Origin of the sequence: Halomonas sp. SCS19 (assembly GCF_040147015.1) — a bacterium.
Classification (GTDB): Bacteria; Pseudomonadota; Gammaproteobacteria; order Pseudomonadales; family Halomonadaceae; genus Halomonas; species Halomonas litopenaei.
In genome coordinates this window covers 4,306,323-4,331,381 of the sequence record NZ_JAMSHN010000001.1, presented here as the reverse complement: position 1 = coordinate 4,331,381, position 25,059 = coordinate 4,306,323, and the positions used below count along the sequence as shown (strand labels likewise).

General features: G+C 66.3%; 24 protein-coding genes. 20 read left to right on the top strand and 4 right to left on the bottom strand.

The genetic code is table 11. The annotated features are described in order from the left end of the window. Positions 1 to 93: 93 nt before the first annotated feature. Both argF and NFH97_RS18800 read left to right on the top strand, forming a co-directional pair. The gene (gene argF / locus NFH97_RS18805; protein WP_045994793.1) at positions 94 to 1,014 is read left to right on the top strand and encodes an ornithine carbamoyltransferase; all 921 of its coding nucleotides are present in this window, start codon (positions 94 to 96) and stop codon (positions 1,012 to 1,014) included. An 84-nt stretch (positions 1,015 to 1,098) separates the two neighbouring features. Further along, positions 1,099 to 1,401 carry a hypothetical protein gene (locus NFH97_RS18800; protein ID WP_349625362.1) on the top strand — a complete coding sequence of 101 codons (303 nt, stop codon included), beginning with the start codon at positions 1,099 to 1,101 and terminating at the stop codon, positions 1,399 to 1,401. A gap of 326 nt (positions 1,402 to 1,727) precedes the next feature. Here the strand turns inward: NFH97_RS18800 and NFH97_RS18795 are convergent, their stop codons facing one another. Then, complete coding sequence (locus NFH97_RS18795; protein WP_349625361.1) at positions 1,728 to 2,303, bottom strand: carboxymuconolactone decarboxylase family protein; 576 nt, start codon at positions 2,301 to 2,303, stop codon at positions 1,728 to 1,730. Between the two features lie 234 nt (positions 2,304 to 2,537). Between NFH97_RS18795 and NFH97_RS18790 the strand changes: the two genes are divergently transcribed. From NFH97_RS18790 to NFH97_RS18770, 5 genes are all read left to right on the top strand, one after another. Then, the gene (locus tag NFH97_RS18790) at positions 2,538 to 3,458 is read left to right on the top strand and encodes a beta-keto acid cleavage family enzyme (protein WP_349625360.1); all 921 of its coding nucleotides are present in this window, start codon (positions 2,538 to 2,540) and stop codon (positions 3,456 to 3,458) included. Then, positions 3,455 to 4,408, top strand: coding sequence for an L-carnitine dehydrogenase (locus NFH97_RS18785; protein ID WP_349625359.1), 954 nt, complete (start codon positions 3,455 to 3,457; stop codon positions 4,406 to 4,408). Before NFH97_RS18790 ends, NFH97_RS18785 begins: the two co-directional genes overlap by 4 nt. Next, complete coding sequence (locus NFH97_RS18780; protein ID WP_349625358.1) at positions 4,408 to 4,860, top strand: thioesterase family protein; 453 nt, start codon at positions 4,408 to 4,410, stop codon at positions 4,858 to 4,860. Before NFH97_RS18785 ends, NFH97_RS18780 begins: the two co-directional genes overlap by 1 nt. 40 nt (positions 4,861 to 4,900) lie before the next feature. Further along, on the top strand, positions 4,901 to 5,719 hold the full coding sequence (locus NFH97_RS18775; protein ID WP_349625357.1) for an alpha/beta hydrolase fold domain-containing protein: 819 nt from the start codon (positions 4,901 to 4,903) through the stop codon (positions 5,717 to 5,719). Between the two features lie 130 nt (positions 5,720 to 5,849). Continuing rightward, the gene (locus NFH97_RS18770) at positions 5,850 to 7,241 is read left to right on the top strand and encodes a BCCT family transporter (protein ID WP_349625356.1); all 1,392 of its coding nucleotides are present in this window, start codon (positions 5,850 to 5,852) and stop codon (positions 7,239 to 7,241) included. A gap of 168 nt (positions 7,242 to 7,409) precedes the next feature. Here the strand turns inward: NFH97_RS18770 and NFH97_RS18765 are convergent, their stop codons facing one another. Further along, positions 7,410 to 8,711: a 4-helix bundle domain-containing protein gene (locus NFH97_RS18765; protein ID WP_349625355.1), complete on the bottom strand. Its 1,302-nt coding sequence runs from the start codon at positions 8,709 to 8,711 to the stop codon at positions 7,410 to 7,412. 218 nt (positions 8,712 to 8,929) lie between these two features. Between NFH97_RS18765 and NFH97_RS18760 the strand changes: the two genes are divergently transcribed. Next, on the top strand, positions 8,930 to 9,604 hold the full coding sequence (locus tag NFH97_RS18760; RefSeq protein WP_124804812.1) for a Fe2+-dependent dioxygenase: 675 nt from the start codon (positions 8,930 to 8,932) through the stop codon (positions 9,602 to 9,604). Between the two features lie 12 nt (positions 9,605 to 9,616). Here NFH97_RS18760 and NFH97_RS18755 read toward each other — a convergent pair whose 3' ends face one another. Beyond that, positions 9,617 to 10,612: a GlxA family transcriptional regulator gene (locus NFH97_RS18755; RefSeq protein ID WP_045994548.1), complete on the bottom strand. Its 996-nt coding sequence runs from the start codon at positions 10,610 to 10,612 to the stop codon at positions 9,617 to 9,619. Between the two features lie 277 nt (positions 10,613 to 10,889). On the opposite strand from NFH97_RS18755, the gene NFH97_RS18750 reads away from it, so the two are divergent. Further along, entirely contained in the window at positions 10,890 to 11,849 is a 960-nt protein-coding gene (locus NFH97_RS18750; protein ID WP_108450130.1) for a GlxA family transcriptional regulator, read from the top strand. Positions 11,850 to 12,233: 384 nt separating this feature from the next. After that, entirely contained in the window at positions 12,234 to 13,502 is a 1,269-nt protein-coding gene (locus NFH97_RS18745; RefSeq protein ID WP_349625354.1) for a TauD/TfdA family dioxygenase, read from the top strand. A gap of 18 nt (positions 13,503 to 13,520) precedes the next feature. Here the strand turns inward: NFH97_RS18745 and NFH97_RS18740 are convergent, their stop codons facing one another. Continuing rightward, positions 13,521 to 14,714, bottom strand: a complete 1,194-nt coding sequence (locus tag NFH97_RS18740) for a GlxA family transcriptional regulator (RefSeq protein WP_349625353.1) — start codon at positions 14,712 to 14,714, stop codon at positions 13,521 to 13,523. Positions 14,715 to 14,877: 163 nt separating this feature from the next. Between NFH97_RS18740 and tmpA the strand changes: the two genes are divergently transcribed. The 10 genes from tmpA to NFH97_RS18690 all read left to right on the top strand — a co-directional run bounded on the left by tmpA (position 14,878) and on the right by NFH97_RS18690 (position 24,856). Further along, positions 14,878 to 16,059 (top strand): 2-trimethylaminoethylphosphonate dioxygenase, encoded by a 1,182-nt coding sequence (tmpA, locus tag NFH97_RS18735; RefSeq protein WP_349625352.1) that lies wholly within the window; start codon positions 14,878 to 14,880, stop codon positions 16,057 to 16,059. A gap of 17 nt (positions 16,060 to 16,076) precedes the next feature. Next, positions 16,077 to 16,700 (top strand): HD domain-containing protein, encoded by a 624-nt coding sequence (locus NFH97_RS18730; protein ID WP_181248663.1) that lies wholly within the window; start codon positions 16,077 to 16,079, stop codon positions 16,698 to 16,700. Beyond that, on the top strand, positions 16,697 to 18,403 hold the full coding sequence (locus NFH97_RS18725; protein WP_349625351.1) for a 5-guanidino-2-oxopentanoate decarboxylase: 1,707 nt from the start codon (positions 16,697 to 16,699) through the stop codon (positions 18,401 to 18,403). The genes NFH97_RS18730 and NFH97_RS18725 overlap by 4 nt, the downstream gene beginning before the upstream one ends. 94 nt (positions 18,404 to 18,497) lie before the next feature. Next, positions 18,498 to 19,448, top strand: coding sequence for an ABC transporter substrate-binding protein (locus tag NFH97_RS18720; RefSeq protein ID WP_052704501.1), 951 nt, complete (start codon positions 18,498 to 18,500; stop codon positions 19,446 to 19,448). Further along, entirely contained in the window at positions 19,445 to 20,200 is a 756-nt protein-coding gene (locus NFH97_RS18715; protein ID WP_349625350.1) for a class II aldolase/adducin family protein, read from the top strand. Before NFH97_RS18720 ends, NFH97_RS18715 begins: the two co-directional genes overlap by 4 nt. Further along, positions 20,197 to 21,381, top strand: a complete 1,185-nt coding sequence (locus NFH97_RS18710; protein WP_349625349.1) for a pyridoxal phosphate-dependent aminotransferase — start codon at positions 20,197 to 20,199, stop codon at positions 21,379 to 21,381. The genes NFH97_RS18715 and NFH97_RS18710 overlap by 4 nt, the downstream gene beginning before the upstream one ends. 7 nt (positions 21,382 to 21,388) lie before the next feature. Then, positions 21,389 to 22,201, top strand: a complete 813-nt coding sequence (locus NFH97_RS18705; RefSeq protein ID WP_349625348.1) for an amino acid ABC transporter ATP-binding protein — start codon at positions 21,389 to 21,391, stop codon at positions 22,199 to 22,201. Between the two features lie 30 nt (positions 22,202 to 22,231). After that, a complete protein-coding gene (locus tag NFH97_RS18700) occupies positions 22,232 to 23,074 on the top strand; it encodes a transporter substrate-binding domain-containing protein (protein ID WP_124804820.1) in 843 nt (280 codons plus the stop codon). 138 nt (positions 23,075 to 23,212) lie between these two features. Next, positions 23,213 to 23,926, top strand: coding sequence for an ABC transporter permease (locus NFH97_RS18695; protein WP_222516740.1), 714 nt, complete (start codon positions 23,213 to 23,215; stop codon positions 23,924 to 23,926). A 189-nt stretch (positions 23,927 to 24,115) separates the two neighbouring features. After that, positions 24,116 to 24,856: an ABC transporter permease gene (locus NFH97_RS18690; protein ID WP_253029240.1), complete on the top strand. Its 741-nt coding sequence runs from the start codon at positions 24,116 to 24,118 to the stop codon at positions 24,854 to 24,856. Positions 24,857 to 25,059: the final 203 nt, after the last annotated feature.

Below are 25,059 nucleotides of genomic sequence, written 5' to 3'. Positions count from 1 at the left end.
TTTGCATGGCCGCATTGTACGGCCCGGCGGCGCGTTGCGCATCCCCTCGGGGCTGGCTAGGATGGTCGTTTTTTACCTCGTTGGAGAGATGCCATGGCCACCCGCCACTTCCTGACCCTACTGGACCTGAGCCAGGATGAACTGCGCTACCTCATCCAGCGCGCCATCACCATCAAGAACGGCCTCAAGGCCCACGGCCCCACCTACACGCCGTTTACCAACCGCACCCTGGCGATGATCTTCGAGAAATCCTCGACCCGTACCCGGGTGTCCTTCGAGACCGCCATGGCGCAGTTTGGCGGGCACGCCCTGTTTCTGTCACCGCGCGACACCCAGCTGGGGCGCGGCGAGCCCATCGGTGACACCGCGCGGGTGCTCTCGGAGATGGTCGATGCGGTGATGATCCGCACCTTTTCCCACCAGGGTCTCGAGGAATTCGCCGCCGCCAGTGACGTACCGGTGATCAACGCCCTGACCGACGACTACCATCCGTGCCAGCTGCTGGCCGATGTCATGACCTGGACCGAGCTGCGCGGCAGCGTCAAGGGCCGCACCGCGGTGTGGATCGGCGACGGCAACAACATGTGCCACTCCTGGATCAACGCCGCGCGCCAGTTCGACTTCAAGCTGCGTATCTGCTGCCCCGAGGGCTACGACCCCCGCGAGGATATCCTGGCCGCCGCCGGTGATCGGGTGGTGATCGAGCGCGACCCGATGACCGCCGTGGCCGGCGCCGACCTCGTCACCACCGACGTCTGGGCCTCCATGGGCCAAGAGGAAGAGCAGGCTCGTCGCGAGGCGGACTTTGCCGGTTTCCAGGTCACAGAAGCGATGCTCGACGCCGCCGCCAAGGACGTGCTGTTCCTGCATTGCCTGCCGGCCCACCGCGGTGAGGAGATCAGCGAGACCCTGCTCGACGATCCCCGCGCGGTCGTCTGGCAGGAAGCCGGCAACCGCCTGCACGCCCAGAAGGCGCTGCTGGAGTTCTTGATGCTGGGTCAGGTCAACGGCTGAGATCCTGGTCGACGCACTTATAGACTTTGGTCTAACTCGACGATTGTCGTATACTGGTCCCATCTTCTTATTCGGGATGGGACCATGGCCCTCACCGCTGATCACAACGACACCGCCCAGCGCATCGACCTCACCGCCTTCATCGAGGATCTCTACCGCGATGGCGAGGTGCTGGAGGCGATCACCCAGCCCAGTCGCGGACTCAGCGCCGAGCGGCTCGATTCCCTGGCCCGCTCACGTTCCCAGGCCTCGCGTCTGCGCCGCCTATTGCGCCAGGCGCTGGTGGCCCACAACAGCCAGGGGCGGCTGGTGCTCACCGCCACCGGACGTGAACTGGCCTTTGATCTCTATGGTGTCGGCGCCGCCGACCTTCACGCCAGCGCCTGAGGTCTAAAGCGAGCGACCGACGGTGCTGTCTGGGTGTCGCCAGCCATCAACAGCCAGGCGATAAATAGCAAGGCGGTCTTCTGACACCGGCCAGATATGCCAAGGGCGCCCAGCGGGCGCCCTTGGTGCTTCTACTATCGTTTCTTGGCCGTATCGTTTCTTGCCACTATTCGTTTTTACCAGTAGCGGTTCTAGCCAATATCCGTTTTTACCCTTGGCCTTTTCCAGCGGCGGTCGTTGCTACCTACGGCCTGTGCAAACGGCAGTCTGCAACTTGGCAGCCTGCCACTGCGTCGCCGGTGAAGGCCCCCTAAAGGCCCTCTCGATCAGGCCGCCGCGTCGGTACCTGCAGCCCCCTTCGTCCAGGCGTGGCGCTTGAAGGCGTCGTCGATGGGCGTGTCCGCCAGGTGATTCACGTAGTTCGACAGAATCTTCTGGCTCACCCCCAGCACGATATCCAGCAGCTGCTGCCGGCTGAAACCCGCCTCGAGGAAGTGCTCCACCACGGCCGGATCCGGACGTCCGCGATCACGCACGATGGCCAGCGTGGTCTGGCGCAGCAGTTCCAGACGAGCGTCTTCCAGCGGCTTCTGGTCGCGCAGCGCCTGGGTGATGGCGGGGTCCACCTTCATCATGCCGGCCACCGCCGTGTGCACGGCCACACAGTACTCGCAATCATGCTCGACGTTGATCGCCTGCCAAACCACCGTCTTCTCGGCGGCATCGAAACTCGAGGCGAGAAACAGCTCATGCAGTCGCTGGTAGGCCTCCAGCACGCCTGGCGCTTCGGCCATCACGCTATACAGGGCCGGGATCATGCCCATCTCCTTCTGCGCCTTCTCGAGCAGGGGGCGGCTTTTTTCGGGGGCGCTGGACAGATCGTGCTGAGTAAAGTCGGTCATGGGTCTCTATTCCAATACAGAGGTGAAGGGATACGTCGATGAACGTGCTACTTGGTGGCGCTCGTTGCCGAATCCTTTCCCCGCACTCTCCCTACCCTCCTCATCACGCCCGTTCTGGCACAGGTTGGCAGCGACACCAAGGATGTCGCATGACGTCAACAAAACGACGGTTAGTGCCAAGTTACAGGCCGTCATCTTCGCCACACTGCGCCCATTCACGACGAGGAGAGCATCATGAACCGCAACGTCATTCTGACCTGCGCCGTGACCGGCGCCGGCGACACCACCGGCAAGAGCGACAAGGTACCGGTCACCCCCGAGCAGATCGCCAACGACTGCATCGAGGCCGCCAAGGCCGGCGCCAGCATCGCCCACATCCACGTGCGCGACCCCGAGACCGGTGGCGTCAGCCACTCGCTGGATCACTTCCGCGAGGTGATGGAGCGGGTGCGCGAGGCCGACACCGACATCGTCATGAACATCACCGCCGGCGGTGGCGGGGACTGGATTCCGGACAGCCAGGATCCGACCCGTGGCGGCCCCGGCACCGACATCCAGACCCCGGCCCAGCGCCATGAGCCGGTGGGCGAGCTGCTGCCTGAGCTGTGCACCCTGGACTGCGGCAGCCTCAACTTTGGCGACATGATCTACGTCAACTCCGCCGACTGGCTGCGTGAACACGCCCGCCTGGTGCAGGCCGCCGGGGTCAAGCCGGAGCTCGAGTGCTTCGACCTGGGCCATGTATGGTTCGCCCGCCAGCTCCAGGCCGAAGGCCTGATCGACGGTGACCCGCTCTACCAGCTTTGCCTGGGCATCCCCTGGGGCGCCGAGGCCGACACCGAGACCATGCTGGCCATGCGCAACAAGCTGCCGACCAACGCCAACTGGGCGGCCTTCGGCATCGGTCGCCACCAGATGCCCATGGCCGCCCAGGCGGTACTGCTCGGCGGCCACGCCCGCGTCGGCCTCGAGGACAACCTCTACCTGGAAAAGGGAGTACTGGCCTCCAACGCCCAGCTGGTCGAGAAGGCCGGTCGGATGATCAACCACCTTGGCGCCAACGTGATGACCCCGGCCGAAACCCGCAAGTTCCTCAAGCTGCGCGACCCGTCCACCGGTCAGATCGCCGGCGACAGCGCTGGAGGTGATGCATGAAACAGCTATCCGTCATCGGTACCGGCGTCATCGGCAACGGCTGGATCGCTCGCGCCCTGGCCAACGGCTGGCGTGTTGCCGCCTTTGACCCCGACCCCAAGGCCGAGGCACGCACCCGTGCCTTCGTCGACAATGCCTGGCCGTCACTGGAAAAACGGGGCCTGGCCGAGGGCGCAAGCCCCGACAACCTGCGCTTTGCGACGTCGCTGGAAGCCGCAGTGGACGGCGCCGACCTGATCCAGGAAAACGTGCCCGAGCGCCTCGAGCTCAAGCGCAGCATCCTGGCCCAGATCGACGCCGCGGCGCCGCCTGAGGTGCTGATCGGCTCCTCGACCTCGGGCTTCAAGCCCAGCGACCTGCAACAGGGCTGTCAGCACGTGCCCGGCCGGGTCATCGTCGCCCACCCCTTCAACCCGGTGTATCTGCTGCCGCTGGTCGAGCTGGTCGGCGGCGAGGCCACCCAGGCCGAGCACACCGAGCGGGCCCAGGCGCTGTACCAGGCACTCGACATGCGCCCGCTGGTGGTGCGTCGCGAGATCGAAGGGCATATCGCCGATCGCCTGATGGAGGCGCTGTGGCGGGAGTCCCTGCATCTGGTCAACGACGGTGTCGCCACCACCGAAGAGATCGACGCCGCCGTGGTCTACGGCTGCGGCCTGCGCTGGTCACTGATGGGCACCTTCCTGACCTTCCATCTGGCCGGCGGCGATCAGGGCATGCGCCACATGCTGGAACAGTTCGGCCCCGCCCTGAAGCTGCCCTGGACCAAGCTCGAGGCCCCGGAGCTGACCGACGAGCTGATCGATCGGGTGGTCGAGGGCTGCGAGCACCAGGCCGCGGGTCGCAGCGTGTCCGAGCTGGATCGCCGTCGTGACGACTTTCTGGTCGAGCTGCTCGGGCTGGTCCAGAAGTACTGGCCGGAGGCGGAAGGCCTCGAGGGGCGCATCTGATGGCGCTGCTCGACACCGACGTCAAGCCTGACTGGGTCGACTACAACGGCCATATGAACGACGCCGAGTACGCCAGGGTGTTTTCCCTGGCGGTCGACACCCTGATGGAGCGCATCGGCCTCGACGAGGCCGGGCGCCACCGGCACGGCTACACCCTCTACACCCTGGAGACCCATCTGCGCTACCTGCGCGAGGTCCACCAGGGGCAGCCCCTTCAGGTCGAGGTCGCGCTGGTCGATCGTGACGCCAAGCGCCTGCATCTGTGGTTCGAGCTGTACAGCGGCGAACAGCTGCTGGCCACCAGCGAACAGATGTTGATGGGCATCGACCTCGACAGCGGTCGACCGGGACCTTTCCCCGAGGCGGTGGACACCGCCATCGCTGCGCTGCCGGTCATCTCATCGCCCGCTCCCGAGGGACTCGGGCGGCGTATCGGCATCGTCCGACGCTGACGGCGCCATCAGCGCAGATTCGGCCAGGGAACACCAGACCATGACCATCGATGACTTCGCCGAACGTTTCCAGGCCGGGCTCGACGCCATGGCGACGATGCCGATGAACCAGGCGAGGCGCCACTACGACGAGCTCTGCGCCAGCTTCGCCGGCCCCGTACCGGCCACGATCGCAGTTACCGACGAGGTCATCGACGGCGTCGGCGTGCGCCGCTATCGACCGCACCTCGGCGCCGAAGGCGTCGTGCTCTACGCCCACGGCGGCGGCTTCACCATCGGTTCGGTAGAGAGCCACCAAGGTGTCGCCGCCGGTCTTGCCCAGGCCCTCGGGCGAGAGGTCGTCAGCCTGAACTACCGGCTGATGCCCGAGGCGTGCTATCTCGCGCTGCTCAACGACGTCGAGGTGGTCCGTCAGCGGCTTGCGCCGGTTGCCCTGGTCGGCGACAGCGCCGGTGCCCGGCTGGTGCTGGACGCCGCCAGGCGTGCTGCCGACGACAGCCCCCTGGGCCTGGTCTACCCGCTGCTCGGCACGCCAAGCGACACAAGCCTCGGACCGGACGCGCCGCTGCTCAGCCGTCAGGACGTGTTGGCAGCCTGGTCAATGATCGCCGAACAGGCTCGCCGGATCGGCGACGACCTGCCCGCCAGCCGGGCCATCGAGTGCCTGGCCGTGGAGCATGACCCGCTGACGCCCCCCTTGCTGGCAACACTGGATGAATGGCGCCGCTGCCACCACCAGATCGGTGTGCATATGGCCGAGGGCATGTTGCACGGCGCCCTGCACGCGCGCTCGTCACTGCCTGCCATGGAGGCTGCCTGGCGAGCATTCTGCCGTGCGCTTGCCGCACATCTTGACTAGAGTCTTTTCTCTAAACACCTTGTTTTTCAAGTGCTTGAATCGACTAACCGGCACATTTTCGTCGCCTTTACCCTGCCCAACCGAGGACACCGCCGACCGCCCGCCCCTCCAAAACGACAACGAGACGCCAATGAACCAGAACATCACCACTTCGGTCGCCACCGTGGCCACCGTCATCGCCCTGATCTCCTTTGCCGCCCTCGCCCCAGGCCCCTTCCAGACGCTGCTTGACGCCATCAAGGTCAACGTCATCGGCAACTTCGGTTTCATCTTCACCTACCCGGCCTTCGCCGCCTCCATCGTCTTTACCGTGCTGATGTTCACCCCCCTGGGGCGGCTCCGGTTCGGCCAGGGAGATCCCGAATTCTCCACCCTGGCCTGGCTCGGCATGCTGTTCGCCACCGGCATGGGCATCGGCCTGGTGACCTGGGGCGTGCTGGAACCGCGCTACCACGTCGATGCCGGCCACAGCACCGACCAGGCCCTGCTGTACGCCTTCAACCACTGGGGCCTGCTGGCCTGGGCCGGCTATCTGGCGATCGGCGTGATCTTCGCTCACGCCATGTACAACCTGAACATCGACAAGCCCGCCGAGACGCTGCTTGGTGGCGGCTTTCTCAGCAAGCTCAACCTGGTCAGCCTGGTGGTGTCTACCGTCATCGGCCTGTCGCTGACCTTCTCCTACGCCACCGATCCGCTCAATCAGAGCCTCGAGCAGTTCTTCGGCATCGACGCCAGCCCCACCCTGATCATACTGGTGCTGTCGCTGTTCGCGATCGCCTCCAGCGCCTCGGGGCTCCAGCGTGGCATCAAGTGGCTGAGCAACTACAACACGCTGTTCGCCCTGTTTCTGATGGTCAGCGTCTTCGTGCTGACCTCACCGCTGGACATCCTCGGCACCTTCACCCGACTGTTGCCGGAATACCTGGTGAAGTACCCGGCGATGGCGACCGATATCGGCCTCGGCGATCCCGAGCACAAGGCCTGGCTGGCGGACTGGCTGTACGCCTTCGAAGCCGCCTGGTACGGCTGGTTTGTGTTCACCGGCGTATTCATCGCGCGTATCTCGAAGGGCCGCACCCTGCGCCAGCTGGTACTGGGGGTGATGCTGGTGCCGAGTCTGTTCTCCTGCCTGTGGTTTACCACCTTCGGCCTCGGCGGACTCGAGACCGGCTCCGAGGACGTCTTCGCCCTGATGGCGACCCTCGACAGCCATGGCGTGCTGTCGGCCGTCCTGGCGCTCAACATCCTGCTGTTCTTCGTCACCAGCGCCGACTCGGCGGGACTGGTCTGCGAGATGCTGACGGTGCGCCGCTCACGGGCCTTCTGGATCGTTGCCATGGCCGCCCTGGCGGTGGTGATCAACTGGTTGGAAGGCGACATCTTCAAGGTCATTCTGACCCTGATCTCGGTCGCCGCCGTGCCTGTCGCCTTCGGAATCTTCGCCCTGGTCGCCGCCTTCCTGGTGCGTATCCGAGGCAGGCACGATGATCTGAGCGACAGGCAGGGCCAGGACTCCTGAGCCGCATTGTCGAGTGCCACCCCAACGACCAACGCAGACAGGGCCTGTAAACAGGCCCTGTCTGCGTCATGAGTGAGTGTTGTTGGCGGACTTCCGTCCAGGGGCCAGCGTCGGCAGACGCCGGCCCCTTCACGCTAGCTCTGGGACGCTAGCTCAAGGGCAGTTCCATCAGAACTTGCCCAATTCGGCCTCCAGCGGGAACATCGCCGCCGACAGCTCGCCTACCGTCATCACCGGAGACTCCGGCGCCTTGGCCGTTGGCCAGGCCTCGAGCAGCCCGTCGTAGCCCTCGACCAGGGCATCGTAGGCACCCGCCTGACGGAACATGTCGGCGTGGCGCTCCAGCGACTCCCGGGCGGTCAGCACAAAGCCACGACCGTCCTGATACTCGACCACGTTCTTGAACTCGCCGTCATCCACGGCTTCTTCGTACTCGTGCAGCGCGGTCTTCAACAGCGCCAGCTGGACCTTGGCCTGAAAGCCCGCATCCTGCTCGAGGCCATCGTCGACGTCGGCCATGGCCGAGAGGATGGTCTCGCGAAGCGATGCGTAATCCTGTTCGACCTCGCTCCAGTCACCGCCCTGCTGCACCTTGCCGGAGAAGGCTTCCAGCTCAGTATCGAAAGCGTCGATGCCACGGCTTTCCAGCGCCGGCGCGATGCCGGGGTACACCTCATGGTAGGGATGGCCAAAGTGGGGGTAGGACGCGGTCTTGGCACCCTCGGTGTAGAGCTCTCTGGCGACCTCAAGGTGGCCAAGCATCAGCGCAAGCTCAGTGGTATAGACGCCAGGGTTGGCCGCGTCGACGTGGCCACCTTCGCCGCCTTCGCCACCTTCACCGCCTTCACCGCCTTCACCACCTTCGCCGCCTTCACCGCCTTCACCGCCTTCGCCGCCTTCACCGCCTTCGCCACCTTCGCCACCTTCGCCACCTTCACCACCGGAAGACGCCGTCAGATAGGCAAAGACCGCATAGGGATCGCTGGCGAGGGAGGCACTTTCACCGCCTTCGCCGCCTTCGCCGCCGTGGCCGTGCTCGCCACCTTCACCGCCTTCGCCGCCGTGGCCCTTCTCGCCACCTTCACCGCCTTCGCCGCCGTGGCCGGCTTCACCACCTTCACCACCTTCACCACCTTCACCGCCGTGGCCCTTCTCGCCACCTTCACCGCCTTCGCCGCCGTGGCCCTTCTCGCCACCTTCGCCACCTTCACCACCGTGGCCCTTCTCACCACCTTCGCCGCCTTCGCCTCCTTCACCGCCGTGGCCGGATTCACCACCTTCGCCACCTTCACCACCGTGGCCGGCTTCACCACCTTCGCCACCTTCACCGCCGTGGCTCTGTTCGTAGGCAGTGTCGTCCTTGTGCATATCGTCGCCATCGCCGTGATGGTCGGCCCAGGCGGCGCTGGATCCGAGCAGGATGCTGGCGCCAACGCCAATCCACAGCTTGGTACGGGTCTCTTGCGTCATGGGGTGCTCCTTCCTTCTACGTCTACTTGGGGCCAATTTCTTGTTCAGGGCTCGCGCTCGATGGAACTAGGGTCCACTTGCCGCAAACCCATGTCCGATCTGGCAATGTCTGCGCCAGTCAAACCATCGGGTGCCTGCCCACTAGACTGGCGTGTCACGAAGTGTAATGCAAACGATTAACAGTCGGGTATACTGACGGCCATTTGCGGGAGCCTCCGATGATTCTGTGTATCGACAAGGTGCTGACCGACGACCAGCTCCAGCGTATTCGCCAGACACTGGACGCCAGCGACTTTCGTGACGGACGGGAGACCGCCGGCTGGCATGCGCGCACGGTCAAGCGCAATCAGCAGGCGAGCAGCCAGGAGCCCGCCATCGCCGCCCTGCGTGACGAGGTCATGCAGACCCTGTCCGCACACACCCTGTTCCAGATCGCCGCGCGCCCGCGCCGAATGAAGCCGGTCATGTTCAGTCGCTACCAGCAAGGCATGACCTACGGCAATCACGTCGACGACGCGGTGATGCCCACCCCCCAGGGGCCGATGCGCACCGACCTGTCCTTCACCATCTTCCTTGGGGATCCGGACAGCTACGAGGGCGGAGAGCTGGTCACCGAGACCACCCAGGGCGAACAGCGCTTCAAGCTGCCGGCGGGTTCGATGATCCTGTACCCGTCCTCGACGCTGCATCGCGTCGACCCGGTCACCCAGGGGCAACGACTGGCCGCGGTGGGCTGGCTGCAGAGCCAGGTACGCCAGCCTGAACAACGTGAAGTGCTGTTCGACCTCGACACCACTCGCCGCCAGATCTTCGAGCGCGACGGCAAGACCGCCGAGTTCGACAGCATCTCCAAGAGCCTGGCCAATCTGCTGCGGATGTGGGCCGAGATCTGACTTGAGTGCCGGTCAGCCGTGGTGTCGAAAGGCCTGCGGCGCGGTTCCGAACGCCCTGCGGAAGGCGCGACTGAAACTCGACGCCGAGCCGAATCCACAGCTGAGCCCGATCGCCAGCACATCGAGGTCGGTATCCTTGAGCAATTGGGCGGCACGTTTGAGGCGCAGCGACAGGTAGTAGGCACTGGGAGAGGTGCCCAGCACATCGGCAAACAAGCGCTGTAGCTGGCGACTCGACACGCGGCTGCGGCGTGCGATCTCGGCCAACGGCAGGGGCGTTTCCAGGTGCGACTCCATCAGCGCTACCGCATCGACCAGCCGCGGCTGGTGGGTGCCAAGACGCCTGACCAGGCTCATTCGCTGCTGGTCGGTGCGCGAGCGCAGGCGGTCGTGAATCAATTGTTCGGACACGTCCACCGCCAGCGCCATACCGTGGCGACGGGCGATCATCTCCAGGGTCATATCCATGGCCGCCGCGCCGCCGGCACAGAAGAAGCGCCGCTCCTCCAGCAGGAACAGCTCGTCGCAGGTGCGAATCGAGGGATAGCGTTCGTTGAAGGTGGGCAGCGTCTCCCAGTGCAGGGTCACCGTATGCCCCCTGAGCAAGCCGGCCTCCGCCAGCACCACCGCGCCGGTGTCCAGCGCGCCGATGCAGCAGCCACCCTGGTCGAGCCGGTTGAGCCAGGCGCTGAGCCCGTGGCCGATCCACAATTCCGGATCGAAGCCGCTGCATACCGCCAGCCACGGCAGATTGCGGACGTCTTCCATGGGGTGGTCCACCAGCAGGGTCATGCCGTTGCTGGCGGTCACCGGCCCTCCGCCCAGCCCGATCAGCGTCCAGTCATAAAGAGCGCGACCGGCGATGCGGTTGGCGATGCGCAGCGGCTCCACCGCCGAGAAAAACGCCATCATCGAGAACTGCGGCAGCAGCAGAAAACCCAGCCGCTGTTCGGCCTGCTCGATTTCACCGGCGCTCGCCTCCAGGCGTTGACCACTGAGCTCTACCATCGCTGTCCGCCTCCTTACCGACGCCCGTGACTGCGGCGCAGCATAGCATGAGGATATCGACGATAACGTCGAAAGGCTGAGTAGAGTGGGGCCGCGCCTCCTGGCTGGCCGTGTCTCGCCTGCGCCCTGAGTTGAGAGCAGCGTACGAGGGTGGCACCCTTGCAGCGCGGTGCGGACCGGGCCGATCCTGAATCCGCTGTCGCTGGTGCGCCGATACCCGAACCACCGATCCTGGCGCGGCCAGCGCCGTCCCGCCCCCGCCATCCATGAGGCCACCATGCGTCTGACCTACCAGGGCCCTGTCCCGGAACCCATCGGCTTTCTGCTGCTGCCGCGTTTCTCCATGGTGGCGCTGTTCTCGGCCATCGACCCCTTGCGAATCGCCAATCGTCTGGCCGGACAGCCGCTGTTTCGCTGGCACCTGATCAGCCGCGACGGCGAGCCGGTCACCGCCAGCAACGGCATTCCCCTGAGCGTCGAGCATGACCTGGACAATGCCCCCTGGCTCCCTAGTCTGGCGGTGTGCGCAAGCTTCGAGCCGATGGCCGCGGTGGACCAGCCGCTCAGGGACTGGCTGGCGCAACGCCGGGCACAGGGCGCCTGTCTGGGCGCGCTGGACACCGGTGTCTTCTGCCTGGCCGACGCCGGGCTGATCGAGGACACCGTGACCCTGCACTGGGAAAGCCTGCCCGAGTTTCGCCGTCGCCATCCCGACATCGAAGCGGTGGAGTCGCTCTACGAGGTCGGCCCGGTCGGCTTCTACGGCGCCGGCGCCAGCGCCTCCATTGACCTTGCGCTGGACACCATCCGCCGCCGCCACGGCGATGCCCTGACCCGGCGGGTCAAGCAGCAACTGGTGCACGACCATCGTCGCCTGCCGGCCAGTCGCCAGCGTGACGCCAGCGAATTCGAGCGGCTGCCCGAACGCCTGACCAGGGTCATCGGCCTGATGGACAGCCACCTGGAATCCCCCTTGGCCATCGCCGAACTGGCCGCCCAGATCGGCCTGTCGGAGCGTCAGCTAGAGCGCGACTGTCAGCACCACCTGGCCCGTACCCCGAGCCGGCTGTATCTGGAGCGTCGCCTGGCGCTGGCCCACCATCTGGTGACCAGCACTCGTCACGGCGTCATGGACATCGCCCTGGCCAGCGGCTTCGCCTCCGCCTCGAGCTTCACCCGCGCCTTTCGCCAGCACCACGGCGCCAGTCCCCGGGAGCTAAGACGACGGCTCCTTTGACACGGGCCTACCATCTTCGAGCTTCACCCGCGCCTTTCGTCCGCACTCATCAACAACACGGCGCCAGTCCCCGGGAGCCAAGACGACGGCTCCTTTAACACTGGCCCATCCTCCTATGGGGAGCCAAGACGACGCCTCCCTTTGACACGGGCCCACCATCTGTCGCCCTGTTCGCCCTGGCCAGTTGGTATACCTGGCATACCTGGCGTGCCCTGGATGTCGGATTTTGCACGATAACTGTCGAGTCATGCACGACTTCGGTGCTGCCTGACAGGCAAGCTGGTGCCACTTGAGCGCCAGCCGGCGCTGCCATCCATGACGCACAGCACGGGCGCTGCCATCCATGACGCACCACGCGCCCGTCCCAGCTTCGACGGAGTCCCGATGAACCAGCCACAGCACACCAGCGAACACCAGCGGTCCGCGTCGGTCGATCTACCGCGCACCCCGGACTATGACGCCTGGCCCATCGAGGTGCCCATCGCAAGCGTAGCCTCGACGCCAAGGGTGCTGACCGTGAACTGGCAGGACGGCCGTGTCAGCCGCTATCACAGCGTCTGGCTGCGCGAAAACGCCGCCGACGACAGCACCATCAATCCAGCGACAAGGGAGCGCATCCTCGATCTGTCGAGCCTGGACGCCTGGCCGGAAATTGCCCAAGCGACGCTGGACGCCAGCGGCGCCGTCGAACTGCTGATGACGCCGGAACAGCGCAGCCTGCGCTTTCACCCCGGCTGGTTGAGAGCCCACGACTACGACAACACCGAGGATCCGCTGGCGCCGCTGGTACCGGTCGAGACCTGGCTCGGCGGCCAGGACAAGGAACCGGTCACCCTGGACGCCGGCGGCTGGACCGCGACGCAGACCGACAGCCCCGAAGAAGAGACGATCCTGGCCCCGGCGCTTGACGCGCTGCTGCGCCATGGCCTCGTGCGGCTGCGCGGCCTGCCCACCGAGCCCGGCACCCTGGAGAACATCGCCGAGCGCTTCGGGCCGTTGCGGGCCACCAACTTCGGCACCCTGTTCAACGTTCGCGCCAAGCCGGACCCGGACTCCAACGCCTACACCTCGATTGCCCTGCCGCCCCACGTGGACCTGCCGACCCGCGAGTACCATCCCGGTCTCCAGTTCCTGCACTGTCTCGAGAACAGCGTGGCCGGCGGCCAGGCGGTAATGCTCGATGGTTTCGCGGTGGCCGAGGCACTGCGCGAGGAAGACCCCGAGGCCTTCTCTACCCTGACTCGCGTCCACTGGCGCTACGCCAATACCGCCAAGACCACCGACTACGTCTGGCACTCGCCGATGATCGTGCTCGATGAACAGCAGCAACTGCTCGAGGTGCGCATCGCCGACTTCCTGCGCGGCCCGCTGATGACCGATTTCGACCAGGTCGAGGAGGCCTACCGGGCACTGATGGCGCTCCAGCAGCGCCTGCGCGAGCCCCGTTTCGCCCTGCGCTTCACCTACGCCCCCGGCGATCTGGTGATCTTCGACAATCGCCGCCTGCTGCACGCTCGTGACGCCTTTGAAGGCGACTCCGGCCACCGCTGGCTGCAGGGCTGCTACCTCGAACGCGACGAGGTGCGCTCACGCTATCGCATCGTCCAGCGCCGTCGCCGCGAGCGGGAACTGGCCGAGGCCGGACAGGCCTAGGCGCTGCAAGGCCACCGGCTAGCCTTCCGCCGACGCCGGTGGCCGCAGCCCACGCCGGGCGGTCACGCTCGGCGCCTCGCCAAAGCGCTTGCGGTAGGCCCTGGAGAAGTGCGCCAGGTGGCTGAAGCCCACCGCCACCGCGGCCTCGGTCACCGCAATGCGACTGTCGGCCAGAATGCGCTGGGCCTGGTCCAGCCGCATGTTCAGATAGCACTGCTTGGGCGTCTCGCCGAACTCCTGCACAAATAGCCGGGTCAACTGGCGCTGGGACAGGCCCGCCAGACGACAGACGTCGGGAATCGGCAGCGCCTGGGCGAGATTGGCCTCCATTACCGCCAGTGCGCGCAGCACCCCACGCGGCAGCTCCCTGGGCGAAGCCCGATCCGCTACCCAGCCGGTGCTGGCCCCAGCCCTCCCTGCTGCTTGCTGCGCTGTTGCGGCTCCGCTCGCCTCCGCTGGCCGCGAATGCACGATCTGTCGCCCCACCGCCTCGGCCAGCGAAGGACCATAAAGGGTCACGATCCACTCGAGCATCATGTCGATGCTGGCGGCGCCGCCGGAGCCGGTGAGACGTCCGCCTTCCCACACATAGCTGTCCGCTCGCACTTCCAGCTCAGGGAACTCCTCGCGAAAGGCCGGCACGCTTTCCCAGTGCAGCGCCACCGGATAGCCCTCCAGTACGCCCGCCCTGGCCAGGATAAAGGGGGCGGTGTCCACCCCCCCAAGCCAGACGCCATGGGCCGCCAGTCGCTTGAGCAGCGCCAGATCCTCGGCACCTATACAGGCTTCCGGCTCATAGGACGACACCACCATCAGACGCCCCTTGGACGCCAGCCCCTGGTACCAGTCGGCCTCGGTAACCTCCGATAGACGTCCATCGACGTCGATGCGTACGCCATTGCTGGCCGTCACCGCCTCGCCATCGGCGGACAGCAGGCGCCAGGCAAACAGATCCCGACCAAAACGGTTGGCCACCCGGAGCGGCTCTAGCAGGCAGAACAGCGTCAGCATCGAAAACTTGGGCACCAGCCACACGTCCAGGGTGTGTTCGGCCTGGTCGGGCGACAACAGCGGCGGCGAGTCCGGACGCGGATAGGGATGGCTGTCGGGCCAGCGGGCCTCGCTGTCTTCCGAGCGGTTGGCACGGCGGTTGGCGTGGCTGTTGGCGTGGCTGTCTACGTCACTGTGCAGGTGGTGATTAACGTCCGACATGGGGCGATTTTCATCAAGGCTATGGCGAATTTGATCAAATTGTATCCCAAATAGCACAGTAACCTGTAACCCAGACAGCGACGCCAGGTGACGAACCGCCCTTCCTCGACCTGGTGAGCCTTTTACAACGCCAGACCGATCGAATCCGGAGAGAGCCTCGACGATGACCCAGCAGACGCCCCCGCAACTGACCGATGACGGCCGCCAACTGGCGCTGACCCTTGGTGAAGGGCATCATCGTCTTGATGCCTTGTGGCTGCGCGAACGCCTGCCCGATGCCGAAACCCTGGACCCCCAGACCGGGCAGCGTCTGATCGAGGCCGCCGAACTACCGCTGGATCTGATCCTCACCCAGGCAGACATCCAGGATGAGCGGCTGGTCGTGGCCTTCTCCGATGGCCATCGAGGCAGCATCACGATCGACGAGCTCGAGGATGCCGTGCGCTGCCAGCGCTCGGACGACAACGCCTCACGGGTGTACTGGGACTCGACGCTCGCCACACCCCCGCAGGCCAGCTTCAAGCAAGCACTGGAAAGCGATCCGGCGCTGCTCGATCTGCTCGACCAGCTGCATCGCTTCGGTTTCGTGCGCGTCACGGATGTACCGGTCAGCGAAGACGGCATGCAGCCGTTGATCGACCGTATCGGCCCGCTGCGCCGGACCAACTGGGGCGGCATCGCCGACGTCAAGTCGGTGGCCAACGCCTACGACCTGACCATGACCCAGCGCGGCCTCGAGCCGCACACCGACAACCCCTATCGCGATCCTATCCCCGGTTACATCTGGCTGCACTGTCTGACCAACGCCGCCGATGGTGGCGACAGCACCCTGGTGGACGGCTTCGAGGCCGCTCGACGCCTGCGTCAGCAGGATCCCGACGCCTTCGCCTGCCTGACCGAAGTGACCCCGCGCTTTCGCTACCACGACGAGACCACCCGTCTGGAGAGCGAAGGTCCGCTGATCGAGCTCGACGCCCGGGGCGAGGTGACGCGGGTACGCTACTCCAACCGCACCGAGCGTATCGACCTGATGGACAGCGCCCTGCTGCGCCGCTACTACGCCGCCCGCAAGGCCTTCTACCAACTGATTCGCTCGTCCGAGCTTACCCTCGAACTCAAGCTGTCCCCTGGCGAGATGTTGATCATGGACAACTACCGCCTGCTGCACGGGCGTACCGCCTTTCAGCTCGAAGGCGGCGTACGCCACCTGCGCCAGGGCTACGTGGACCGTGACAGCACCGCCAGTCGACGCCTGTTGCTGAAGGATCGGCTCAAGCCCGCACACGACTCGGAAGCCGGTACCGCCGACAGCCTCGCACGAACCACCCAGGGGGCCAGCGCATGAGCACCAGCGATCTCGCACTGACCCAGGCCCGCTTCGCGCGCTTTGACCAGAGCACCGCCGAAGAGTGGCGCCTGATCGACCGCCACTTTCGTGCCTACCAGAGCGACGCCTGCCGTCGTGTGCTCGCCCACCTCGAGCGACTCAAGGGCGACACCCACGGCTATCCGGTGGACCGCTACGAGCACTGTCTGCAGACCGCCACCCGCGCGCTGCGTGACGGCGCCGATGAAGAGACCGTGGTCTGCGCCCTGCTCCACGACATCGGCGACGACCTGGCCCCGGCCAATCACGCCGAGATCGCCGCCGCCATCCTCGAGCCTTTCGTCGACCCGCTCAATGTCTGGATGATCCGTCACCACGAGCTGTTTCAGGGCTACCACTACCGCCACTTCTTCGGCCAGGATCGCCACGCCCGTGAGGCCTATCGCGACCACCCGGCCTACGCCCGCACGGTGCGCTTCTGCGACGACTGGGACCAGACCAGCTTCGACCCCGACTACGACACCCTGCCACTGGACGCCTTCCTGCCGATGATCGAAAACGTCATGGGCCGCGAACCCTTCGGCGGCCTGCCGAGCGTGGTAGAAGACAGCGACTCCAGCCCCGAGCCCCAGGCGAATGCCCAGGAGGCCTCCCGATGACCACCTGCGCCCAGCGCCTGATCGAGCTACTCGAGGCCCAGGGAATCGACACCGTCTTCGGCATTCCCGGCGTGCACACCGTCGAGCTGTACCGGGGCCTTGAGCATTCGCGACTTCGCCATGTCACGCCACGCCACGAACAGGGCGCCGGTTTCATGGCCGACGGCTACGCCCGGGCCAGCGGGCGTCCCGCCGCCTGCTTCATCATCACGGGCCCGGGCATGACCAATATCGCCACCGCCATGGGCCAAGCGCTGGCCGATTCGGTGCCGATGCTGGTGATTTCCAGCGTCAATACCGTGTCGACGCTTGGGCGCGGCCAGGGCCGTCTCCACGAGATGCCCCACCAGGGCCAGACCCTGGCCGGGGTGGCCCGCTTCAGCCATACCCTGCTCGATCCCGAGGCGCTGCCCGAAGTGCTGGCCCGCGCCTTCGCCGTGTTCCAGGGCGCACGCCCGGGGCCGGTGCATATCGAGATCCCCATCGATCTGTTCGCCGCCCCGGTCAAGGCACCGATGCCTGCGGCGATGCGCGTCTTTCCCCCGGCGCCAGCGCCCCAGGCCGTCGCGGCCGCCAGCCGACTGCTGGGCGAGGCACAGCGCCCGCTGGTACTGGTGGGAGGTGGCGCCTGCGCCGCCGCCACCAGCGTCACCGCCCTGGTCGGACACCTGGACGCCCCCACCCTGACCACCATCAATGCCCGCGGGCTGCTCGGTGCCGACCATCCGCTGGACCTGGGCGCCACCGCCAGCCTGCCGGCGACACGCCGACTGGCCCGGCAGGCCGACGTCATCCTGGCCCTTGGCACCGAACTCGGCGAGACCGACTACGACCTGGTGTTCGACGACGGTTTCAAGCTCGAAGGCAGCCTGATCCGGGTCGATCTGGACGCCGAGCAGCTGGCGCACAGTCACATCGCCGACCTGGCCCTGGTGGCCGATATCGGGCTGACCGCCGAGGCCCTGCTGGGCGCGCTGGAACGCGGCGAAGATGAAGGCCGGCCACAACGAGAAGTCGGTCGCGAGCGCTGCGAGCGCGTGCGCCACGAGCTGGCCCTCGCCGACGACCCGGAGCTCGCGCGCTATCGGCCGCTGTTTGCCACCCTCGACGAGGTACTGCCCGAGGCGATCATCGTCGGCGATTCCACCGGCCCGGTGTACGCCGGCAACGTGGTGGCCAGGCGCCCGGCGCCACGTCGCTGGTTCAACGCCGCCACCGGCTTCGGCACCCTGGGCTACGGCCTGCCTGCGGCCCTGGGCGCGGGGCTGGCAAGACCGGATCTGCCGGTGGTGGCGCTGGTCGGCGACGGCGGCCTGCAGTTCGTGCTGGGAGAGCTAGCCACCGCCCGGGATATCGCCCTGGAGGCCGACCGCGCTCGCGCCGAGCAGGGGTCAATCGACCGTGATTCGAGCGATGCGGCCTGCGCCGACACCGCCCTGGCCAGGCCCTTGGCGATCCTGATCTGGAACAACGACGGCTACGACGAGATACGCCGTTACATGAGCGCCGACGGTGTGGCTCACGTGGGGGTCGATCTGGCTCCCCCGGACTTCGCCGCTCTCGCCCAGGCCTTCGACTGCCGCTATCGTCAGGCCGCCAGCGCCGACGACCTGGCGTCGGCGCTTTCAAGCCTGAATGATGCCGGTTCACCGCTGATCGTCGAGATCGACGCCCTGGCCTGGTGTCGCCAGCTCGAACACTGAGGCAGGACGCCGGCGCCGAGCGGATCGACGGCGTCCCGACCAAGCATCACTTATGCATCAGTTATGCATCCATAAAATAACGAAGGAGTTCCCCGTGACTCGATGTTTCTCGCACAAGCCCCGTTCCATCGCCCTGGCAGCCGCGCTCGGCCTTGCCGCCGCCTCCGCCCAGGCCGCTGACCGCGACGATGAGCTGAGCCTGGTCGTCCCGCCCTGGCCCGGGGTCACCGTCAAGAGCGAGATCCTGGCGCAGCTCGTCGCGCCCCTGGGCTACCAGGTCGAACGCCAGGAGCTCAGCTCCACGGTGGGCTACAAGACCCTGACCACCGGCGACAGCGACGCCTTTCTGGCCGGCTGGCTGCCGGCCCAGCAGGAAAGCTACGACGCCGCCATGGCGGCGGACGCCATCGTCGATCTAGGCAACAACGTGACCGGGGCGCGCATGGGATTCGCCGTGCCCGGCTACGTGGCCGAGGCCGGTATCACCGACGCTTCCCAGTTGGGCGAGGCGCAGAACGCCGAGCGTTTCGAGCACACCTTCTACTCGATCGAAAGCGGCTCCACCGTGACCGACTTCATCCACGCCGCCATCGACAGCGACACCCACGGGCTCGGTGACTGGGAGGTCATGTCCTCCTCGACCCCCGGCATGCTCAGCGAAGTCAAGGCGGCGGTGAACGAACAGCGCTGGATCGTCTTCTACGGCTGGACGCCTCACTGGATGATCCCCGAGTACGACGTGCACATTCTCGACGACAGCGAAGGCGTGTTCGGCCCCGACAACGGCCGCAGCGACGTCAAGACCATCGTCGCCAGCGAGTTCGCCGAGGCCAATCCCAACCTGACCCGACTGCTCGACCAGTTCGTGTTCAGCGCGCATGAGCAGAGCGAGTTCATCAAGGCCTTCAGCCTCGAGGAGCGTGACCTCGATGAGGTCGCCCGAGAGTGGCTCGAGCAGCATCCCGACAAGCGCGCTGCCTTCCTCGAAGGCGTCACCACCCGCGACGGCGATGACGCCCTGGCCGCCCTGGAGGCGAGCCTGTGAGCGAAGACAGCCGCCAGCAGCGCATCCGCCGTGACCTGGCCGCCGCCTACCGGCTGATGGCCATGGATGGCATGGATGATGGCATCTCGACCCATATCTCGGCGCGAGTCGCCCCGGGGCGCTTCCTGCTCAATGCCTTCGGTCTGCGCTTCGAGGAGGTCACCGCCGACTCTCTGGTGACTGTCGACGAGCACGGCCAGGTGCTCGACGATCCCACCGGCCTCGGCATCAACCCGGCCGGCTTTACCATCCACAGCGCCATCCATGCGGCGCGTCCCGACGCCCACTGTGTACTGCACTCCCACAGCGTCGCCGGGGTCGCCGTGTCCTGCCTCGAGCAGGGCCTCGCGCCGCTGAACCAGTGGGCGATGCAGTTCTATCGGCGCATCGGCTATCACGACTACGAGGGTATCGCCCTCGACCTGGACGAGCGTGAACGGCTGGTGCGTGACCTCGGCGTACACATGAGCATGATCCTGCGCCAGCACGGCCTGCTGGTGGTCGGCGAAAGCGTCGGCGACGCCTTTCTGCGCATACGCGACCTGGAGCGCTCCTGCCAGGCCCAGCTCGCGGCCCAGGCCACCGGGGCGGCGCTGGTCAGCGCCAGTCCTGAGCTTTGCGAAAAGGTCGCCCGCCAGTACGACGACTGGGCCGCGAGCCCCCAGGGCACCGAGCTTGCCTGGCGGGCGGAACTGCGCCGCCTCGGCATCGACGCTCCCGCCGCTTCCGACAACAAGGACCCTTCACCATGAAAGTCTCCGCCCTGACCCAACGCATCGCCGGCGAAGGCGCCGCCGCCTGGGACATCCATGTGCGTGCGCTGAAGCGCCAGGCCAGCGGTGAAGACATCACCGTACTGTCGGTGGGCGATCCCGACTTCACCACCCCCGCCCCGATCATCGAGGCGGCCAAGCAAAGCCTCGACCGCGGCGCGACCCACTATGCCGACGTCCAGGGCAAGGGTGAGCTGCGCGAAGCCATCAGCCGCAACTATCGTCGCCATCAGGGTGTCGAGGTGTCCCCCGAGCGACTGATCGTGATGGCCGGCGCCCAGTGCGGGCTCTACGCCACCGCCCAGTGCCTGCTCGATCCAGGCGACGAGGTGATCGTGCCGGAGCCAAGCTACGTCACCTACGAGGCGGTGATCCAGTCGACCGGTGCACGACTGGCCCGAGTGCCGCTGCGGCCAGAGGCCGGCTTTCGACTCGACGTGGCCGATATCGCCGCCGCGATCACCGACAACACCCAGGCGATCCTGCTCAACAGCCCCCACAACCCCACCGGCCAGTCGATGACCCGGCAGCAGTGGGAGCAGATCGCCGAGCTGTGTCACCGCCATGACCTCTGGCTGATCTCCGACGAGGTCTACGCCGAGCTGATCTTCGAGGGCGAGCACCACAGCCCGCTGGCGCTGCCCGACATGGCCAATCGCAGCGTGGTGATCTCGAGCCTGTCCAAGTCCCACGCCATGACCGGCTGGCGGCTGGGCTGGGTGGTCGCGCCCGAGGCGCTGATCGAGCACCTGGACAATCTGGCGCTGTGCATGCTGTACGGCTGCCCGGACTTTATCCAGGACGCGGCGATCACCGCGCTCGACAGCGACCTCCCCGAGCTTGCCACCATGCACGCCGCCTACCGCGAGCGCCGCGACAGCGTCTGCCGCGCCCTAGACGGTGCCGACTCGGTCAAGGCGATCTGCCCGGACGCCGGCATGTTCGTGATGGTCGACATCCGCGCCACTGGTCTGTCATCGGCCGAGTTCGCCGATGGCCTGCTCGACGAATGCGGCATCTCGGTACTGTCCGGCGAGGCCTTCGGCCCCTCGGCGGCTGGCTTCGTACGGCTGAGCCTGACCCAGCCCCCGGAGCGCCTGAGGCGCGCCGCAACACGGCTTCGTGAATTTGCCGATGCCTGTCTTGTCACCAGCCCCTGAGTCGCCTATGCCACCATCCGTCACCACCAGCGACGACTTGAGCCCGACCTCCCCCGTGGTCGAGGCTCGTCACCTCGTCAAGCGCTACGGGGACACCAGCGTGCTGCGCGACGTCTCCCTGAGCGTCGCCGAAGGCACCGTGACCACCATCATCGGCGCCAGTGGCTCCGGCAAGAGCACCCTGCTGCGCTGCATGAACCTGCTGGAGCGGCCCCAGCAGGGCAGCCTGTCCATCGCCGATGAACGCATCCGCTTCACCGAGCAGGGCCCCCGCAGCAGCCATACCGACATGCCGCTCAGTCGCCATCAGCTGCAACGCCTGCGCGGCAAGGTCTCCATGGTATTCCAGCAGTTCAACCTCTGGCCGCACCTGACCGTGCTCGGCAACGTCAGCGAGGCCCCGGTGCGGGTCAAGGGAATCTCACGCAGGAAGGCCAACGCCCTGGCCGCCCACTATCTGGAGCGCGTCGGCATAGCCGAGCGCGCCGACGCCTACCCGGCGTTTCTCTCCGGTGGCCAGCAGCAGCGTGTGGCCATCGCCCGAGCGCTGGCCATGGAGCCCGAGATCCTGCTGTTCGATGAGCCTACCTCGGCGCTGGACCCGGAAAGGGTCAACGAGGTGCTGGGGGTCATCCGCGGCCTGGCCGACGAGGGGCGCACCATGCTGATGGTGACCCACGAGATGGCCTTCGCCCGGGAGGTATCCGACCAGATCGTGTTTCTCGACCGCGGCGTCGTCGGCGAAGCCGGCCCCCCCGAGCGCATCTTCGAACACAGCGACAACGAACGCTGCCGGCGCTTCATCGCCCCCGCAGCTTGACTGCCAGTCACACAACAACCAGGAGTTCCCATGACCGTATCCCATCCCCTGCGCCCGTCAGCCGACCTCGCTCGTCGCCTTGCCCTGGGCGTCGCGCTCGCCACGACCCTCGGCGCCGCCACCATCGGCAGCGCCCATGCGACCGACCAGGAAGCCAACCAGGACGCTGGCGAGCCCCTCAAGATCGGCATCTCCGCCGAACCCTATCCGCCCTTCACCTACACCTCCTCCGACGGTGACTGGACCGGTTTCGAGGTGGAACTGGCATCGGCCATCTGCGACCAGATGGGTCGTCAGTGCGAGATCACCCCGACCGGCTGGAGTGGCATCATCCCCTCGCTCAAGGCCGGACGCATCGACATGATCATGAACTCCATGTCGATCACCGAGAAGCGCCTGCGAGTCATCGACTTCAGCTCGCCCTACTACTTCACGCCCGGTGCCTACGTCGCCGCCCGCTCACTGGACATCGAGCCGCCCGAGGGCCTGGACGGCAAGGTGCTGGGGGTGCAGAGCGCCACCACCAACGCCACCTACGCCCGTCGCGCCCTGCGCGACAGCGGCGTCGACATCCGTCTGTACGACCAGGCCGAACAGGTCAATCGCGACCTGCTCTCCGGCCGCCTGGACCTGATCCTGGCCGACGAGATCGCCATGACCGAGCTGGTCGAACGCGATGAAGCCGCCGACTTCGAGATCAAGGCCACGGCGCCGCACCACGAGGCCTACGGTGAAGGCGTCGGCATCGGCCTGCGCCAGGAGGACGACGCCCTGACCGAGGACGTCAACGCCGCCATCGAGGCGGTCAATCAGCAGGGCATCTGCAGCGAGCTGTCCGAGCGCTACTTCGGCACCGACGTCTGCGTGGGCTAGGGCCTGTACGAAAATGTCTGCGCTCGTGTGAACGACGCTTCTGCCTGAGGCCGTGGCCTGGTCGAACGCCGGCAACAGACGCCGGATGCGCACCAGGCCCCCTGCCATCGCGACTTTCACCCACGACGAGAATGCCCCATGAACAACGCTTCTCAGGAGGGGCTGGCCGACTGGGCCGGACCGATCCTCGACGGCGCCCTCACCACCCTGCAGATCGCCTGCCTGGCCTACGCCATCGGCGTGCTGCTTGGCTTTGTCGGTGCCGCCTGCCGGCTGTCTCGACACGCCTGGCTGCGCGGAATCGGCGGCGCTTATTCCACCGGCGTGCGTGCGGTGCCGGAGCTTTTGCTGATCATCCTGCTTTACTACGCCGGCTCCCAGGCTCTGACCGCCCTGACCAACGCCCTGGGTCTGCCCGGGCAGGTCGCCATCAACGGCTTCGTCACCGCCGTGGGGGTGCTGGCCTTCGTCCAGGGCGCCTACATGACAGAGGTGTTCCGCGGCGCCATCTCCGCCATTCCCAAGGGCCAGCTCGAGGCCGCCGACGCCTTCGGCTTTTCCCCCTGGGCACGCTTTCTCCACATCACCCTGCCGGCGATGCTGCCCAACGCCCTGCCAGGGATGTCGAACCTCTGGCTGATCCTGATCAAGGACACCGCCCTGATCAGCGTGATCGGCTACAGCGAACTGTTCTTCACCATCCAACAGGCCGCCGCCAGCACCCGTGCGCATTTTCTGTTCTACGCCGCCGCCGGTGTGCTCTATCTGATGATGACGCTGTCGTCCAACCTGGTCTTCGCGCTGATCGAGCGCCGGGTCAGGCGTGGACAGCCCCAGAGCCGGGAGACCTGATATGCGCTGGTGTCATTTCATTGCGCCCTTTGGACGTTCACGGCATGTCAAACGCGGCCAGCCCCACTCTCACCTCCAGCCCCGGGAGACCTGATATGCGCTGGTGTCATTTCATTGCGCCCTTTGGTCGTTCACGGCATGTCAAACGCGGCCAGCCCCACTCTCACCTCCAGCCCCGGGAGACCTGACATGGACTTCAGCTGGTTGAGCGACCCTTTCTATCAGGAATACCTCATCGAAGGCCTGATCAATACCCTGTGGCTGCTGCTGGTATCGGCCATCGCCGGCCTCACCCTGGCCGTCGGCATGGCCATGGCACGCATCAGGGGCCCCCGACCGCTGGCCTGGACGGCCACGGCGGTGACCTCGGTCATTCGCGGCACCCCATTGCTGGTGCAGCTGTTCTTCTTCTACTACGGCGTGGGTCGACTGCTGGAAGGCATCCCCGGCATCCAGGACAGCATCTTCTGGGGCTTGCTGCGCGACCCGTTCTTCTACGCCACCCTGACCTTCACCCTCTCGGTCGGCGCCTACAGCGGCGAGATCCTGCGCGGCGCCCTGCTCAGCGTACCGCCAGGCGAGCGCGAGGCCGGGCGGGCCTTCGGCCTCAGCCCGTTCCAGGTATTCTGGCGTCTGTGGCTACCCCGCGCGGTACAGTTGTGTCTGCCCACCCTCACCGGCGAGATGATCCTGCTGCTGAAGTCGATCCCGCTGGTCTCGACCATCGCCATGATGGATCTGCTCCAGGCGGCCAACATCATTCGCGACGAGACCTTCCTGACCTACGAACCACTGCTGCTGATCGCCGCCGTCTATCTGCTGCTGACCATCGTGCTGACGCTGTGCCTGCGTCAGGTCGAACACCACTTCCCGGGGGTACAACCGGTACGTCGCGCCTGGCGCCCCTTTGGACAACCACGTCGGGTGTAACGTCGCTTCGCCATCCGCACCGACATCGACGCCCATGTCGATGTGACCTTCCCGCCTTTCCCTGTGCCGGCCAATGTCGATCGACCGCCGGCACAGGCCGCTTTTTCCTCTTTTCCTCACGCGCCTGCTCGGCTCGCCCCCACCGGCATTCCTCCCCGGAAACGTCAGTGGTTCCACATCGTTTTCAGCGTTAACCCTCACGT

Coding starts and splice junctions, on each gene's coding strand:
- NFH97_RS18800 (WP_349625362.1), top strand. CDS start 1,099: ATGGCCCTCACCGCTGATCACAACGACACCGCCCAGCGCATCGACCTC.
- NFH97_RS18700 (WP_124804820.1), top strand. CDS start 22,232: ATGACCGTATCCCATCCCCTGCGCCCGTCAGCCGACCTCGCTCGTCGC.
- NFH97_RS18705 (WP_349625348.1), top strand. CDS start 21,389: ATGCCACCATCCGTCACCACCAGCGACGACTTGAGCCCGACCTCCCCC.
- NFH97_RS18775 (WP_349625357.1), top strand. CDS start 4,901: ATGACCATCGATGACTTCGCCGAACGTTTCCAGGCCGGGCTCGACGCC.
- NFH97_RS18725 (WP_349625351.1), top strand. CDS start 16,697: ATGACCACCTGCGCCCAGCGCCTGATCGAGCTACTCGAGGCCCAGGGA.
- NFH97_RS18785 (WP_349625359.1), top strand. CDS start 3,455: ATGAAACAGCTATCCGTCATCGGTACCGGCGTCATCGGCAACGGCTGG.
- NFH97_RS18760 (WP_124804812.1), top strand. CDS start 8,930: ATGATTCTGTGTATCGACAAGGTGCTGACCGACGACCAGCTCCAGCGT.
- NFH97_RS18790 (WP_349625360.1), top strand. CDS start 2,538: ATGAACCGCAACGTCATTCTGACCTGCGCCGTGACCGGCGCCGGCGAC.
- NFH97_RS18690 (WP_253029240.1), top strand. CDS start 24,116: ATGGACTTCAGCTGGTTGAGCGACCCTTTCTATCAGGAATACCTCATC.
- NFH97_RS18750 (WP_108450130.1), top strand. CDS start 10,890: ATGCGTCTGACCTACCAGGGCCCTGTCCCGGAACCCATCGGCTTTCTG.
- NFH97_RS18765 (WP_349625355.1), bottom strand. CDS start 8,711: ATGACGCAAGAGACCCGTACCAAGCTGTGGATTGGCGTTGGCGCCAGC.
- argF (WP_045994793.1), top strand. CDS start 94: ATGGCCACCCGCCACTTCCTGACCCTACTGGACCTGAGCCAGGATGAA.
- NFH97_RS18710 (WP_349625349.1), top strand. CDS start 20,197: ATGAAAGTCTCCGCCCTGACCCAACGCATCGCCGGCGAAGGCGCCGCC.
- NFH97_RS18695 (WP_222516740.1), top strand. CDS start 23,213: ATGAACAACGCTTCTCAGGAGGGGCTGGCCGACTGGGCCGGACCGATC.
- tmpA (WP_349625352.1), top strand. CDS start 14,878: ATGACCCAGCAGACGCCCCCGCAACTGACCGATGACGGCCGCCAACTG.
- NFH97_RS18745 (WP_349625354.1), top strand. CDS start 12,234: ATGAACCAGCCACAGCACACCAGCGAACACCAGCGGTCCGCGTCGGTC.
- NFH97_RS18770 (WP_349625356.1), top strand. CDS start 5,850: ATGAACCAGAACATCACCACTTCGGTCGCCACCGTGGCCACCGTCATC.
- NFH97_RS18740 (WP_349625353.1), bottom strand. CDS start 14,714: ATGTCGGACGTTAATCACCACCTGCACAGTGACGTAGACAGCCACGCC.
- NFH97_RS18795 (WP_349625361.1), bottom strand. CDS start 2,303: ATGACCGACTTTACTCAGCACGATCTGTCCAGCGCCCCCGAAAAAAGC.
- NFH97_RS18780 (WP_349625358.1), top strand. CDS start 4,408: ATGGCGCTGCTCGACACCGACGTCAAGCCTGACTGGGTCGACTACAAC.
- NFH97_RS18755 (WP_045994548.1), bottom strand. CDS start 10,612: ATGGTAGAGCTCAGTGGTCAACGCCTGGAGGCGAGCGCCGGTGAAATC.